The sequence below is a fragment of the Azorhizobium doebereinerae UFLA1-100 genome (assembly GCF_000473085.1).
GTDB lineage: Bacteria > Pseudomonadota > Alphaproteobacteria > Rhizobiales > Xanthobacteraceae > Azorhizobium > Azorhizobium doebereinerae.
This window is the reverse complement of sequence record NZ_AXBA01000025.1, coordinates 1-12,796: the sequence shown is the minus strand read 5'-3', so window position 1 is coordinate 12,796 and position 12,796 is coordinate 1. Positions and strand designations below refer to the sequence as shown.

Annotated in this window: 13 protein-coding genes; 7 read left to right on the top strand and 6 right to left on the bottom strand. The window is 68.7% G+C overall.

Features of this window, described 5'->3' with window-relative positions:
• Nucleotides 1–203: 203 nt before the first annotated feature.
• The 6 genes from YU1_RS0117425 (at nt 204) to YU1_RS34045 (ending at nt 5,841) form a co-directional block, all read left to right on the top strand.
• On the top strand, nt 204–1,625 hold the full coding sequence (locus YU1_RS0117425) for a M48 family metalloprotease (protein ID WP_035715764.1): 1,422 nt from the start codon (nt 204–206) through the stop codon (nt 1,623–1,625).
• 27 nt (nt 1,626–1,652) lie between these two features.
• The gene (locus tag YU1_RS0117420) at nt 1,653–2,420 is read left to right on the top strand and encodes a DsbA family protein (RefSeq protein WP_029005160.1); all 768 of its coding nucleotides are present in this window, start codon (nt 1,653–1,655) and stop codon (nt 2,418–2,420) included.
• A 151-nt stretch (nt 2,421–2,571) separates the two neighbouring features.
• Nucleotides 2,572–3,015: a type II 3-dehydroquinate dehydratase gene (aroQ, locus tag YU1_RS0117415; RefSeq protein ID WP_029005159.1), complete on the top strand. Its 444-nt coding sequence runs from the start codon at nt 2,572–2,574 to the stop codon at nt 3,013–3,015.
• A gap of 60 nt (nt 3,016–3,075) precedes the next feature.
• Nucleotides 3,076–3,546, top strand: a complete 471-nt coding sequence (gene accB / locus YU1_RS0117410; protein WP_029005158.1) for an acetyl-CoA carboxylase biotin carboxyl carrier protein — start codon at nt 3,076–3,078, stop codon at nt 3,544–3,546.
• 161 nt (nt 3,547–3,707) lie between these two features.
• Nucleotides 3,708–5,066, top strand: a complete 1,359-nt coding sequence (accC, locus tag YU1_RS0117405; RefSeq protein WP_029005157.1) for an acetyl-CoA carboxylase biotin carboxylase subunit — start codon at nt 3,708–3,710, stop codon at nt 5,064–5,066.
• A 256-nt stretch (nt 5,067–5,322) separates the two neighbouring features.
• The gene (locus YU1_RS34045; protein ID WP_035715762.1) at nt 5,323–5,841 is read left to right on the top strand and encodes a DUF3828 domain-containing protein; all 519 of its coding nucleotides are present in this window, start codon (nt 5,323–5,325) and stop codon (nt 5,839–5,841) included.
• A 54-nt stretch (nt 5,842–5,895) separates the two neighbouring features.
• Here the strand turns inward: YU1_RS34045 and YU1_RS0117395 are convergent, their stop codons facing one another.
• On the bottom strand, nt 5,896–7,221 hold the full coding sequence (locus tag YU1_RS0117395; RefSeq protein ID WP_029005155.1) for an ABC transporter ATP-binding protein: 1,326 nt from the start codon (nt 7,219–7,221) through the stop codon (nt 5,896–5,898).
• A gap of 11 nt (nt 7,222–7,232) precedes the next feature.
• Nucleotides 7,233–8,969 (bottom strand): ABC transporter permease, encoded by a 1,737-nt coding sequence (locus YU1_RS30030; RefSeq protein ID WP_035715759.1) that lies wholly within the window; start codon nt 8,967–8,969, stop codon nt 7,233–7,235.
• Nucleotides 8,970–9,170: 201 nt separating this feature from the next.
• Here YU1_RS30030 and aat point away from each other — a divergent pair, with 201 nt between their 5' ends.
• Nucleotides 9,171–9,848, top strand: a complete 678-nt coding sequence (gene aat, locus YU1_RS0117385; RefSeq protein ID WP_029005154.1) for a leucyl/phenylalanyl-tRNA--protein transferase — start codon at nt 9,171–9,173, stop codon at nt 9,846–9,848.
• Here aat and YU1_RS32795 read toward each other — a convergent pair.
• The 4 genes from YU1_RS32795 to YU1_RS0117365 all read right to left on the bottom strand — a co-directional run.
• Nucleotides 9,779–10,555, bottom strand: coding sequence for a DUF2155 domain-containing protein (locus YU1_RS32795; RefSeq protein WP_084539950.1), 777 nt, complete (start codon nt 10,553–10,555; stop codon nt 9,779–9,781). The genes aat and YU1_RS32795 overlap by 70 nt on opposite strands.
• Nucleotides 10,556–10,771: 216 nt before the next feature.
• Nucleotides 10,772–11,182 (bottom strand): NADH:ubiquinone oxidoreductase subunit NDUFA12, encoded by a 411-nt coding sequence (locus YU1_RS0117375; protein WP_029005153.1) that lies wholly within the window; start codon nt 11,180–11,182, stop codon nt 10,772–10,774.
• 143 nt (nt 11,183–11,325) lie between these two features.
• Nucleotides 11,326–12,390 carry a calcium:cation antiporter gene (locus tag YU1_RS0117370; RefSeq protein WP_029005152.1) on the bottom strand — a complete coding sequence of 355 codons (1,065 nt, stop codon included), beginning with the start codon at nt 12,388–12,390 and terminating at the stop codon, nt 11,326–11,328.
• 167 nt (nt 12,391–12,557) lie between these two features.
• A partial coding sequence (locus YU1_RS0117365; RefSeq protein ID WP_029004616.1) for an IS5/IS1182 family transposase occupies nt 12,558–12,796 on the bottom strand: 239 nt, incomplete at its 5' end.

Genomic DNA, 12,796 nt, shown 5'->3' with positions numbered 1-12,796 from the left:
GATGCCGGCACGGCAGCCCTACCGCCGTTTTGCCGCCGCATTCCCCTTGTGGGTAGACGTTGGGACAACCCAGAGACTGTGACCGTTGACCCGGCTGTGCGGGCGCCCGTGTTACCGCGCCGCCGGATCGACGCCAAGAGGCCGCCCCTGCCAGGGTCGCGCCGCTCCGATTTCCGGTTGTGTGTGGGGATTGACTGCCTTCGATGTTCGCCGCGCTGTTCTCCGCTCTTGCTCCGGCGCGCCGCGCCACCGGCGCCCTGCTCGGCGCGGTGGCCGCCTGCCATCTGTCGCTCACCGCCGCGTTCGCCCAGGCGCCCCCCACCAAGGGGCTGCCGGTGATCCGCGACACCGAGATCGAGAACCTGCTGCGCGACTACACCCGCCCGATCCTGAAGGTGGCCAAGCTCTCGCAGCAGAATGTCGAGGTGGTGCTGATCAACGATCGCGCCTTCAACGCCTTCGTGGCCGACGGCCGGCGCATCTTCATCAATACCGGCGCATTGGTGGATTCCACCACACCGAACCAGATCATTGGCGTGCTCGCCCATGAGACCGGCCATATCGCGGGCGGGCATCTGGCCCGCCGCCGCGAGCAGTTGGCCGGGGCGCAGACCATGGCCATCGTCGCCATGATGATGGCCGCCGGCGGCGTGGCGGCCGGAGCGGCGAGCGGGGCCAGCGGCGGCAATGTGGGCAATGCGGCCGCCGGCGCCGTGCTGGCGCCGCAGGAGATGATCCGCCGCTCCCTCCTGCAATACCAGCGCGAGGAAGAACAGGCGGCCGACCGCTCGGCGGTGAGCTATCTCAACGCTACCCAGCAATCGGCCAAGGGCATGCTGGAGACGTTCGAGCGCTTCCAGAACGACCAGTTGTTCATCACCCAGCGCGTCGATCCCTACCTGTTGAGCCATCCCATGGCGCGCGAACGCATCGCCGCACTGGAGGTGCTGGCCAAGGCCAGCCCCTACTACAATGCCAAGGACCCGCCCGCGCTCCAGGCCCGCCATGACATGATGCGGGCCAAGCTGATCGGCTTCCAGGAGCGCCCCGACGTGGTGGCGCGGCGCTATCCGTCCACCGACCAGTCGATGCCCGCGCTGTATGCGCGGGCGATTTCCGCCTATCGCTTCGGCTCCGTCTCCGGCGCGGTGGCGCAGATCGACGCCCTGATCGCCAAGGAGCCGGGCAATCCTTATTTTGAGGAGCTCAAGGGCCAGGCGCTGCTGGAGAGCGGGCGGGCCACCGAGGCGGTGCCGCCGCTGCGCAAGGCGGTCAGCATGACCAATGGCGCGCCGCTGATCCGCGCCATGCTCGGCCAGGCCCTCGTCGAATCCGGCAATCCGGCCTATACGGACGAGGCGATCCGGGAACTGGTCCAGGCGACGCAGCGTGATCCGGACAGCGCCGGCGGATGGCGCGCCCTCGCCAAGGCCTACGGAATGAAGAACAACCGGCCGCAGGCGGACCTCGCCTCGGCCCAGGCGGCCATCGCCACCGGCGACATGCGCACGGCGCGCGAACTCGCCGCCCGCGCACGCCAGACCTTCCCGCCCAACTCGCCGGGCTGGCTGAAGGCAGACGATATCGTGAATAGCAAGCCGGCCAAATCCGGCGACACTCAATAAGGTTCGACCGTCACCATGGAGATTTCGATGCTGTCCCGCTCCGGCCTGCGTGCCGCCCTCGCCGCCGTGGCCGTTCTCGGGTTGACGGCAACCACCACGCTGCCCGCCGCAGCCTTCACCGACCAGGAGAAGGCCGAGCTCGGCCCGCTGATCCGCGACTACCTCGTCAACAACCCCGAAGTGCTGCAGGAAGCCATCGCGGTGCTGGAGAAGCGCCAGAGCGACGCGGAATCCCAGGCCCGCGCCAAGACCCTGGCCGGCATGAAGGCCACCGTGTTCGACAGCCCGCGCGGCGTCGTGGTGGGCAATCCGAAGGGCAATGTCACGCTGGTCGAGTTCTTCGACTACAACTGCGGCTACTGCAAGCACACGCTCTCCGACATCAACGCCCTGATCAAGGCCAACCCCAACCTGCGCGTGGTGCTGCGCGAGTTCCCGGTGCTCGGGCCAGGCTCGGTGGAGGCTGCGCAGGTGGCCGTGGCGGTCCGCCTGGCGGCGCCCGACAAATACCTGGCCTTCCATCAGGCGCTGCTCGGCGGCCGCGGCCAGGCGGACCGCGCCCGCGCGCTTGCCGCCGCCAAGGAAGTGGGCATCGACCCGGCCCTGCTCCAGAAGCAGGCGACTTCGCCCGAGCTGAACGCCACGCTGGACGAGAGCATGCAGATCGCCCAGGCGCTGGGGCTCAACGGCACGCCCAGCTTCGTCATCGGCGACGACGTCATCGTGGGCGCCGTGGGGCTGGAAAAGCTCCAGCAGGCGGTCACGGCCGCCGGCAAGACGCCCGCCTCCAACTGACCCAGGGCGAAGCCGGCCGCCCCACGCGGCCGGCATGGCCGCCATGTGACGGTCCGGTGAATGGTCTCAGATGGCGGCTTTCCTTGCGACGGAAGGCCCCGTATAACCGCGCGGGCCCGGCAGGATCGGGTCGCAGGCTGAACCGTCACGGATGTCCGACACCATCCACGTCCTCAATGGGCCCAATCTCAATCTGCTCGGCACGCGCGAACCCGGCATCTATGGTGCCGCGACGCTGGCCGACGTGGAGGCCCTGTGCCGCGACACCGCTGCCCGGCACGGCCTTGAGGTGGTGTTCCGCCAGACCAATCACGAAGGCGCGCTGGTGGACCTGATCCAGGCCGCCGCCGGCGCCGCCGGCATCGTGCTCAATGCGGGCGCCTATACCCACACCTCGGTCGCCCTGCGCGACGCCATCGCCGGCGTCGGCGTGCCCACCGTCGAGGTGCACCTGTCCAACGTGTTCGCCCGCGAACCCTTTCGCCACCATTCCTATCTCTCTCCGGTCGTCCGGGGCGTGATCTGCGGCTTCGGCCCGCAGAGCTATGCCCTCGGCATCGCCGCCCTCGCCACCGCCCGGCAGGCGCGCGCATGACGGCGACCACCATCCGCAAGGAGCTCCTGCGTGGCCACGGCCGCGCGTGTGCATGACATGATGAAAACAACCAAGACCCCGATCGACACCGCCCTCATCCGCGAGATCGCGAACCTCCTGTCCGGCAGCGACCTGACGGAGATCGAGGTGCAGAACGACGACCTGCGCATCCGCGTCGCCCGCACGCCCGCGCAGGTCACGGTGGCCGCGGCCGCCCCCGCCGCCGTGGCCGCCGCCCCGGCTGCCGCAGCAGCCCCCGTGGTGGCCGACCCGGCCGTCATCGACTTCGCCAAGCACCCCGGCGTCGTCACCTCGCCCATGGTCGGCACCGCCTATCTGGCGCCGGAGCCCGGCGCCGCCAACTTCGTGGACGTCGGCAGCCAGGTGCGCGAAGGCCAGAGCCTGCTGATTATCGAAGCCATGAAGACCATGAACGCCATCCCGGCGCCACGGGCCGGCACCGTCACCCGCATCCTGGTGGCGAACGGCCGCCCGGTGGAATATGGCGAGCCGCTCCTCATCATCGAGTGAAACCCGCGCGCCGGCCGGCGGGATCGCCCCGGCGCAGTGAGAGACCGGAAGCGGCGCGCCAGCCTCATGCCTTGCGGCGCGCCCTCCCCTCCGAGGCACGAGCACCTCTCTCGCCCTGCGGCCGTGCCGCCGGGCGGCGGTGCCAAGCAGGCTGAAGTCCGATGTTCGAGAAAATCCTGATTGCCAATCGCGGCGAGATCGCCCTGCGCATCCTGCGCGCGTGCAAGGAGCTGGGCATCGCCACCGTTGCCGTGCACTCCACCGCCGACGCCGACGCCATGCATGTGCGCCTCGCCGACGAGAGCGTGTGCATCGGCCCGCCGGCCGCCCGCGACAGCTATCTCAACATCCCCTCGCTGCTGGCCGCCTGCGAGATCACCGGCGCGGACGCGGTGCATCCCGGCTACGGCTTCCTGGCGGAGAACGCGCGCTTCGCCGAGATCCTGGCCGACCACAAGGTGCATTTCATCGGCCCCAAGGCCGAGCACATCCGCATCATGGGCGACAAGATCGAGGCCAAGAAGACCGCGCAGCGGCTCGGCATCCCGGTCGTCCCCGGCTCCGAGGGTGGCATCAATTCCGACGAAGAAGCCCACCGCGTGGCGGCCGAGATCGGCTTCCCGGTGCTGGTGAAGGCCGCCGCCGGCGGCGGCGGGCGCGGCATGAAGGTGGCGATGACCGCCGACGATCTCAGCCAGGCCCTCTCCACCGCCCGCACCGAGGCCAAGGCGGCGTTCGGCGACGACGCGGTCTATCTGGAGAAGTACCTCGCCACCCCCCGGCACATCGAGGTGCAGGTGCTGGGCGACGGCAAGGGCAATGCGGTGCACCTGGGCGAGCGCGACTGTTCGCTGCAGCGCCGGCACCAGAAGGTGTGGGAGGAGGCCCCCTCCCCCGCCCTCACCGCGGCCCAGCGCGCGGAGATCGGCGAGACCGTGGCCAAGGCCATGCGCGAGCTGAAGTATCTCGGCGTCGGCACGGTCGAGTTCCTGTACGAGAACGGCCAGTTCTACTTCATCGAGATGAACACCCGCATCCAGGTGGAGCATCCGGTGACCGAGATGATCACCGGCATCGACCTCATCAACGAGCAGATCCGCGTCGCCGCCGGCCTGCCCATGGGGCTGACCCAGGCCGACGTGCAGTTCACCGGCCACGCCATCGAATGCCGCATCAATGCGGAGCACCCGCACACCTTCCGGCCCTCCCCCGGCAAGATCACGCACTATCACGTGCCCGGCGGCCTCGGCATCCGCGTCGACAGCAATGCCTACCAGGGCTACACGATCCCGCCGCACTACGATTCGCTGGTGGGCAAGCTGATCGTCCACGGCAACACCCGCGAGGAATGCCTGCGCCGCCTGCGCCGGGCGCTGGACGAATTCGTGGTGGACGGCATCGAGACCACGCTGCCGCTGTTCCGCACCCTGGTGCGCACCCGGGACATCGCCGAGGGTGCCTACGACATCCATTGGCTGGAGCATTTCCTCGCCGATGGCGAGAGCACCAAGGCCGGCTAGGGCGCAAAGCCCCGGAGGGACGCGCCAGGCGCCCCTCCCTTATCCATCAGCCTTGACGACGCACCTTCTGCCGCACCGGGGCCGCCTTGCGGCGGCCCGCACGGATGCCCCGCGCCGCCTGCCGCGGAGTGGACCTCTCGCGCACGCGGCGGCTATCCCCGCGAAATGTGGTCGCATATCTGCGACAGCAAAGCATATTAGAATGCCGTCCCTTCCCGGCGAGCGGAATATTCCTGGGAAGAAAACAATCCGCGACATGCGAAATGCTTTCGAGGGGGCCATGCACAACTACTTCCGTTTCATCTTTCTCATCTTCGCGCTCGCCCTGCCGCTCGGTGCCGCGCAGGCCCAGCAATCGCCGAAAGACTTCGTCGGCTCGATCTACAAGCACTATGTCGGCCAGGACGATCTGGGGCTAACCTGGGGCGAGGACCCGGCGGATGCGCAGCGCTATTTTTCCCAGTCGCTGGCCAAGCTGATCGTGGACGAGGAGAAGACCCATCCGGGCGAATTGTCCGACGTGATCCAGGTGGATTTCTTCGTCGGCGGCCAGGACTGGCTCATCACCAAGCTCACCACCGACATCGTGCCGCAGGACGCGACGCACTGCACCGCCGTGGTGAAGTTCCGGAACTTCGGCAAGCCGGCCCAGGTGACGCTGGCACTGGTCAACGAAGCGGCCGGATGGCGCATCGACAACATCACCTGGAACCCGAAGCAGCCGTCGCTGCGTGCGCTCTATGAGCAATGGGCGGCCGGGCAGAAGAAAAGCTGAGACGACCCTTCCCTCCGCGGCGCACGCGCCGCGGAGCAAGGCCGCCGGTGGCCGTCAGTCCTCTTCCTCCAGGCTGAACTGCTGGGTCTTCTCGTCATAGGAGAAGACCTCGCCATAGCGGCCCCAGGCGATCACCGTGCGCAAGGTGCGCTCGGCGAACTCCTCGGACATATGGTCCTCCAGTTCCTCGGAGAAGCGGAAATACGGCGCCTTGTGGCTCGGGCGCTCGTCCAGCACGCGGCGGATGTGGGCGGCGAGCGCCACATGCGCCAGGAGCTGCTTGGCGAACTGCGCCTTGCGCGGCTCCACGTCCGCCTGCACGAAGGCGCGGCCCTCCGGCGTGAGGATGATGTCGCCCTGCGTCACCTCGGCGAAGCGCAGCATCTGCAAGGTTTCCGCGATGGGAAACAGCGCGTCGCCCGACAGGTTGAGGCTGTCGGCCAGCGCCGGCAGGTCGGCGCGCCCGTCATAGGGCGCGTCCGCCAGTTCCTCCAGCAGGCCCGCCATGATGTTGGTGGTGACCGGCTCCAGCGCGGTCGCAATGCCCGCCTCCGTCCGCTGCCCGCCCGGGCTCGGTGCCGCGCCGGGCGCGTCGCGATTGGTCATGCGGGCGTAGATGTCCTCCACCAGCGCGCGGAACTCCGGCGCCAGCCGGTCGCGCGGATGCGCGAGCGTGATGGGCATCTCGTAGGCCACGCGGCCGGGGTTGGAGGAGAAGATCATCACCCGGTCGCACATGAGGACGGCTTCCTCGATATTGTGCGTCACGATGAGGATCGACTTGATGGGCAGCCGCCCCTCGGTCCAAAGGTCGATGATGTCGGTGCGCAGCGTCTCGGCGGTGAGCACGTCGAGCGCGGAGAACGGCTCGTCCATCAGCATCAGGCGGGGGTGCACCACCAGCGCCCGGGCGAACCCCACGCGCTGGCGCATGCCGCCGGACAATTCCTTGGGATAGGCGTTCTCGAAGCCGCCGAGACCGATGAGGTCGATGGCCTCCTCGGCGCGGCGGAGCCGCTCGGCCGCGTCGACGCCCAGCGCCTCCAGGCCGATCTCCACATTCTGTTGCACCGTCAGCCAGGGAAACAGCGCGAAGGTCTGGAACACCATGGACAGGCCCTTGCACGGGCCGGTCACCGGCTCACCCAGCCAGCGCACGTCGCCCGCATAGGGCGGCACGAGGCCGGAGATGATGCGCAGCAAGGTGGACTTGCCCGAGCCCGAGCGGCCGAGCAGGCCGACGATCTCGCCCTCGCGGATGGTCAGCGAGACATCGTCCAGCACGAGGTAACGGTTGTTGTCGCTCTTTCGGAACGACTGCACCACATGGGACACCTCGACGAGGGGCGTGCCGGCGCCGGCGGATCGGGTTTCGAGCATGGCAGGTCTCCTCAATCCAGGCGCAGGCGCCGGGCGGCGAAGGTGAACAGCGGCCGCCACAGGGTGCGGTTGAAGGCGATGACGTAGAGCGACATGATCGCGATGCCGAGCGTGATGCGCGGATAGTCCGCCGCCGTGGTGGCATCGGCGATATAGGCGCCGAGCCCTTCAGCGTGCAGCGTGGTGGTGCCCCAACTCGCCACTTCCGCGACGATGGAGGCGTTCCAGGAGCCCCCGCTCGCGGTCAGCGCGCCGGTGACGTAATAGGGAAACACCCCCGGCAGGATGACCTTGAACCACCATTGCGCGCCCTTGAGATGGAAGGAGCGGGCTGCCTCCTTCATGTCGTTGGGAAACGCGCTGGCGCCGGCGATGACGTTGAACAGGATGTACCACTGGGTGCCCAGCACCATCAGCGGCGACAGCCAGATGTCCGGGTTGAGGTCGAGCCGGACGATGGCCACCACGGCGAAGGGGAAGACAATGTTGGCCGGAAAGGCGGCGAGGAACTGCGCCACCGGCTGCATCGCGTTGGCGACCTTGGGCCGAAGGCCGATCCACACCCCCACCGGCACCCAGACGAGGGAGGCGAGAGCGATCAGCACCGCCACGCGGATCAGCGTGAGGAAGCCGAGCCACAGCACGTGCAGCACCTCGCGCAGCGCCACCTCCGTGGCGACGAAGCTGACGATCAGCCAGAGGCCGTAGAGCGCCACCGCAATGATGGCCGCGGTCCAGATGCCGTCCATGGGCCGGCTGGCCCAGGCCGAGGACACCGGGCGCGGCAAACCGACCGGCGCGCGCAGCGGCATGCGGGCGAGCCCCCGGAACAGCGCGCCGAGCGGCGACAGCACCCAGCGGAACAGATGGGCGCGCTTGACCAGATCCAGCACCCAGGACTGCGGCGGGGGGCCGCCCGCCGACTGCTCGAAGCGGAAGCGGTCGGCCCAGGCCACCAGCGGGCGGAACAGCAGTTGGTCGTAGATCAGGATGACCGCCAGCATGGCCACCACCGACCAGGCCACGGCGGCAAGGTTCTGCTCGGCGATGGCGGTGGAGACGTAGGCGCCGATGCCCGGCAGGGTGATGGTGGTGTTGCCCACCGAGATGGCCTCGGAGGCGACCACGAAGAACCAGCCGCCGGACATGGACATCATGGCGTTCCACACCAGGCCGGGCATGGAGAACGGCACCTCCAGGCGCCAGAAGCGCTGCCAGCCGGTGAGGCGGAAGCTGCGGGAAACCTCCTCCAGGTCGCGCGGCAGGGTCTTCAGCGACTGGTAGAAGCTGAAGGTCATGTTCCAGGCCTGGCTGGTGAAGATGGCGAACACCGCCGCCATCTCCACGCCGATAACCTTGCCGGGGAACAGGTTCATGAAGAACAGCACGGTGAAGGACAGGAAGCCCAGCACCGGCACCGACTGGAGGATGTCCAGCACCGGCACCAGCACCATCTCCGCCCGCCGGCTCTTGGCCGCCAACGCCCCGTAGACGAAGGTGAAGACCAGCGAGGCGAGCATGGCCGCGAGCATGCGCAGCGTGGTGCGCAGGGCATATTCCGGCAGCGCCCACGGGCTCAGCGAGATCGGCACCTTCTCCATGTCGGCGATGGGGATCAGCGTGTCCTGCGTGCCCTGGGTGAACAGCGCGAACACCCCGAACACCAGGACGAAGGCGAACAGGTCGAAGGGCGACACCAGGGCGCGGCGAGGATCGCTCGTCTTGCGGGCAGCGGACTGGAAGAACATGACGGACACCCGCGATGCACGAGAAGACGAGGGCTGCGACCATGCCCCCTGGTGGCCCAGTAGCGCGGCTCCATGACAAATAAACTACGCCGCCGCAAGACGTGGCGGGCGGCGGCGCGGCGTGCCGCAGCGGCGCATTGCATTCGCCGCCGAACCCGGGATGGGATGCAAGCCGCCTCGGACCTGACATATGATGCGCCCATGAGCCGTCCCCGCGACCCCCTCGTCGAGATCACACCGGATGTCCTGCTGAAGGCCTATGCCTGCGGCATCTTTCCCATGGCCGAAAGCGCCGACGATCCCGGGCTCTACTGGATCGAGCCCGACCGGCGCGGCATCATCCCGCTGGACGGCTTCCACATCCCCTCGCGCCTCGCCCGCACCGTGCGGCAGGACCGCTTCGAGATTCGCGTCGACACCGATTTCGACGGCGTCATCAATGGCTGCGCCGCCCCGCAGGAGGGCCGCGAGAAGACCTGGATCAACCCGCGCATCCGCCGGCTCTATGGCGAATTGTTCGAGCGCGGCCAGTGCCACACGGTGGAAGCCTGGCGCGACGGGCGCCTCGTCGGCGGGCTCTACGGCGTGGAGCTGGGCGGCGCCTTCTTCGGCGAGAGCATGTTCCATGTGGAGCGCGACGCCTCGAAGGTGGCGCTGGTCCATCTGGTGGCGCGGCTGAAAGCGGGCGGCTTCACGCTGCTGGACACCCAGTTCGTCACCACCCACCTCGGCGGCTTCGGCGCCATCGAAGTCACGCGCCGACACTACCACCGCCTGCTGGAGCAGGCGCTGCCGGTGTCGGCCGATTTCTACTTCTGGCCGCCGGGCTTGGCGGTGCCGGGCGCGCTGGCTTTGCAGTCGGTCAGCCAGACGTCGTAGATCGGGTGCTCCACGCCATGCAGGCCGGGGCTTGAGGCGAACATCCAGCCGGTGAAGATGCGCTTGGCCTCGCCCTGGAGGGTGATCTCGTTCACCTCGGTGAAGGAGGTGGTGTTCTGCGGCTCGGTGGGCGGGCGGGTGTAGCAGGCCCGGGGCGTCACCTGGAGCGCGCCGAACTGCACCGTCTCGCCCATGCCCACCTCGAACGAAGTGATGCGGCCGGTGATCTTGTCGAGACCGGCATAGACGGCGGTGGGATTGACGATCTTCTCCGCCGGAGGCGGCACCACCTGCACGTCATTGTCCACGGGGGCGACGGGCGCGGGCGCGGGCGCGGCGGCCGGCGGAGCGGCGGCGGGCGGCGCGCCGGCCGGCGGACGGGCGGTCCGGCCCTGCTGCGCCTGCCCTTGCGGCTGGCCCTGACCCTGGCCCTGCCCCGGCGTCTGGCCGCCGATGCCGTAGATGCCCTGGTATGGCTGCTGCTGTGCGGGAGCGGGCGGCGGCGGCGCCGGCTGGGCGCGCTGCTGGGTGCCGTTGCCGGTGGGATAGCCCGGATAGTCCGGCGTGCCGACCCCGGCCGGCGGCAGGAGCGGCGCCGAATCGATACCGCTGCGGCTCTGCGCGGAAGCGGTTCCGCATGCTCCTGTCAGCGCAGCGGCCACCACGGCGGAGGCGAGCATGGCGGGGGCAAGGCGGAAGAGACGCATCAGACGCGCACCTGGAAAGTTTCGAACGGCCGGCCCGGCCCGCATGTGCCGCGAAGACCGCGTCCGCCGCAGGGACTCACCCCGCGCGGACGCCGCTGCGGCGCCGCCCGCTCGTTAACACCCGCAATAAGGCTTGGCCAGGGCAGGCCACGGCAAAGGCGCGGGGCCGCGCCATCCGTGTGCTGCGGAAGAAACCTTGGGGCACGGCGCCCGGTGCTACTCGCCGGGCGTCCAGGCGTTGTAGTCGCCGGTCACGCGCGGGCGATGGCCGCCCGCCTGCACCGAGCCCTTCGGGCGATAGGCCAGAGGCGAGCCGGTGAAGTTGCGCTGGTGCGGCTTCTGCCAGTCGCGCGGCGTGTAGTTTTCCTCGGTCGGCGGCACGTCCACGCGGTGGTGCATCCAGCCGTACCAGCCGGGCGGGATCGTGGTGCTGTCGGCATAGCCGCTGTAGATCACCCAGCGCCGGTCGAAGCCCAGCGTCGGGTCCACGGCGCCGCCCTTGGTGCGGTAGTAGGTATTGCCAAACTCGTCATGGCCGACGAGTTCGCCGAACCGGCGTGTCCACAGCGATGTCCCCGGCGTGGTCTTGTTCCACCAGGTGAAGATGTAGAGCAGCAACTCTTTCACGGGCCACGCCTCGCTTGATGACGGCCGGAACATGCCACCACGCCCCGCCAGTGTCCACCCGAACCTCCCCCGTGGCGGAGGCAATGCCGCCGCACCCGTTCCGGCGCCGCGCCGAACGGCCGGCCGGCCGGCCGGGATCGCGCTCACGGCACGAACAGCGTCATCACATAGATGGCGAACAGCACGAGGTGAACGATGCCGTTGAGCGCGTTGGTACGGCCGGTGCCGAAACTGACGATGGACAGCACCAGGACCAGCAGGAGCTGGATGCGGTCCTCCGGATCGATGCCGAGGATCAGCGGCCGCCCGACCAGATTGCTGACGGCCACCATGGCCGGCATGGTCAGGCCGATGGTGGCGAGTGCCGAGCCGAGCGCGGTGTTGATGCTGCGCTGGAGCTCGTTGTTCCGCGCCGCCCGGATGGCGGTGATGGTCTCCGGCAGCAGCAGCATGGCCACCACCACCGCCCCGACCACGGCGTCGGGGTCCGCCAGCCCGAGCCGGTCGAGCCCTTCCTCAACCCCGGCGGCGACCCCGCTCGACAGCGCCACGATGCCGGCCAGCGCTGCCAGCAGGCAGGGCACGTGCAGCCACAGCGGCCGGCGGACGGGCGCCTCCTCCTCGCGCTCATCGGGCAGGAAGTGGTCGCGGTGGCGCACCGTCTGCATGAACAGGAAGGCGCCGTAGAGCACAACCGTCCCGACCATGATGAAGGCGACCTGGAAATTATTGTAGCTGCCGCGCAGCCCGGAATTGGTGGCTTCCGGCAGCAGCAGGCAGAGCACCGAAATCGCGATGATGACCGACAGATAGCCGTTCACGCCCTGCTGGCGAACCTCCTGCTCGCGGTGGCGCAGGGCACCGAGCAGCAGGCAGGCGCCGACGATGCCGGTGCAGACGAACATGACGGTGGAAAGCACCGCCTCGCGGGCGACGGTGGGATTGTTCTCGCCGTTCAGCATCATCGCCACCAGGACCGAGACCTCGATCACGGTGACGCTCAGGGTCAGGATCAGCGTGCCGAACGGCTGGCCGATGCGGCTGGAGATCGCCTCGGCGTGGTGGACGGCGGCGAAGCACGAGCCGATCAGCAGGAATGTCTCCACCCCCGCCAGCCTGCCGGAGAACGGCAGCGCGAATACCGGGCCGAGGATGGCGAGGCCGAGCGAGGCCAGCGGAAACAGATAGGCGAAGACCGTCAGCCGCATCAGTGTGTCCCAGGCCCAGGCCGGCGTCGCAGCCAGGCTGCGCCTGGCTCGGGGCCGTCGATCCAAGAAAGTCCGGCACGCCGCCGGCGGCCGGGAAGCCCAGGGCATTTCCCGTTTCGATGAAACGGCGGAATGCCCTGTCCAGTTGCTCTAGGTGGTGTGGACAGTTACCTGATCCACAGGACGATGGCAGCGATTGTGACGATGGCGAGGTAGTTTCGCGCGGTCTTCTCGAAGCGGGTCGCGACACGCCTGAACTGCTTGAGCTTGGAGAAGCAGCATTCGATCAGGTGGCGCTGAGCGTAGAGGTGCCTGTCGAGGCTATGCTTCCTGGCGCGGGATGGATTGGACGGGATGACCGCCTGCGCGTTCCTTGCCGCGATTGTGGCGCGCAGGGCGTCGCTGT

Excerpts from the sequence above, each read along its gene's own strand:
- YU1_RS32795 (WP_084539950.1), bottom strand. The coding sequence starts at position 10,555 with ATGCGTCTCTTCCGCCTTGCCCCCGCCATGCTCGCCTCCGCCGTGGTG.
- aroQ (WP_029005159.1), top strand. The coding sequence starts at position 2,572 with ATGTCCGACACCATCCACGTCCTCAATGGGCCCAATCTCAATCTGCTC.
- YU1_RS0117425 (WP_035715764.1), top strand. The coding sequence starts at position 204 with ATGTTCGCCGCGCTGTTCTCCGCTCTTGCTCCGGCGCGCCGCGCCACC.
- YU1_RS0117370 (WP_029005152.1), bottom strand. The coding sequence starts at position 12,390 with ATGCGGCTGACGGTCTTCGCCTATCTGTTTCCGCTGGCCTCGCTCGGC.
- YU1_RS30030 (WP_035715759.1), bottom strand. The coding sequence starts at position 8,969 with ATGTTCTTCCAGTCCGCTGCCCGCAAGACGAGCGATCCTCGCCGCGCC.
- accB (WP_029005158.1), top strand. The coding sequence starts at position 3,076 with ATGAAAACAACCAAGACCCCGATCGACACCGCCCTCATCCGCGAGATC.
- YU1_RS34045 (WP_035715762.1), top strand. The coding sequence starts at position 5,323 with ATGCGAAATGCTTTCGAGGGGGCCATGCACAACTACTTCCGTTTCATC.
- YU1_RS0117395 (WP_029005155.1), bottom strand. The coding sequence starts at position 7,221 with ATGCTCGAAACCCGATCCGCCGGCGCCGGCACGCCCCTCGTCGAGGTG.
- aat (WP_029005154.1), top strand. The coding sequence starts at position 9,171 with ATGAGCCGTCCCCGCGACCCCCTCGTCGAGATCACACCGGATGTCCTG.
- accC (WP_029005157.1), top strand. The coding sequence starts at position 3,708 with ATGTTCGAGAAAATCCTGATTGCCAATCGCGGCGAGATCGCCCTGCGC.
- YU1_RS0117420 (WP_029005160.1), top strand. The coding sequence starts at position 1,653 with ATGCTGTCCCGCTCCGGCCTGCGTGCCGCCCTCGCCGCCGTGGCCGTT.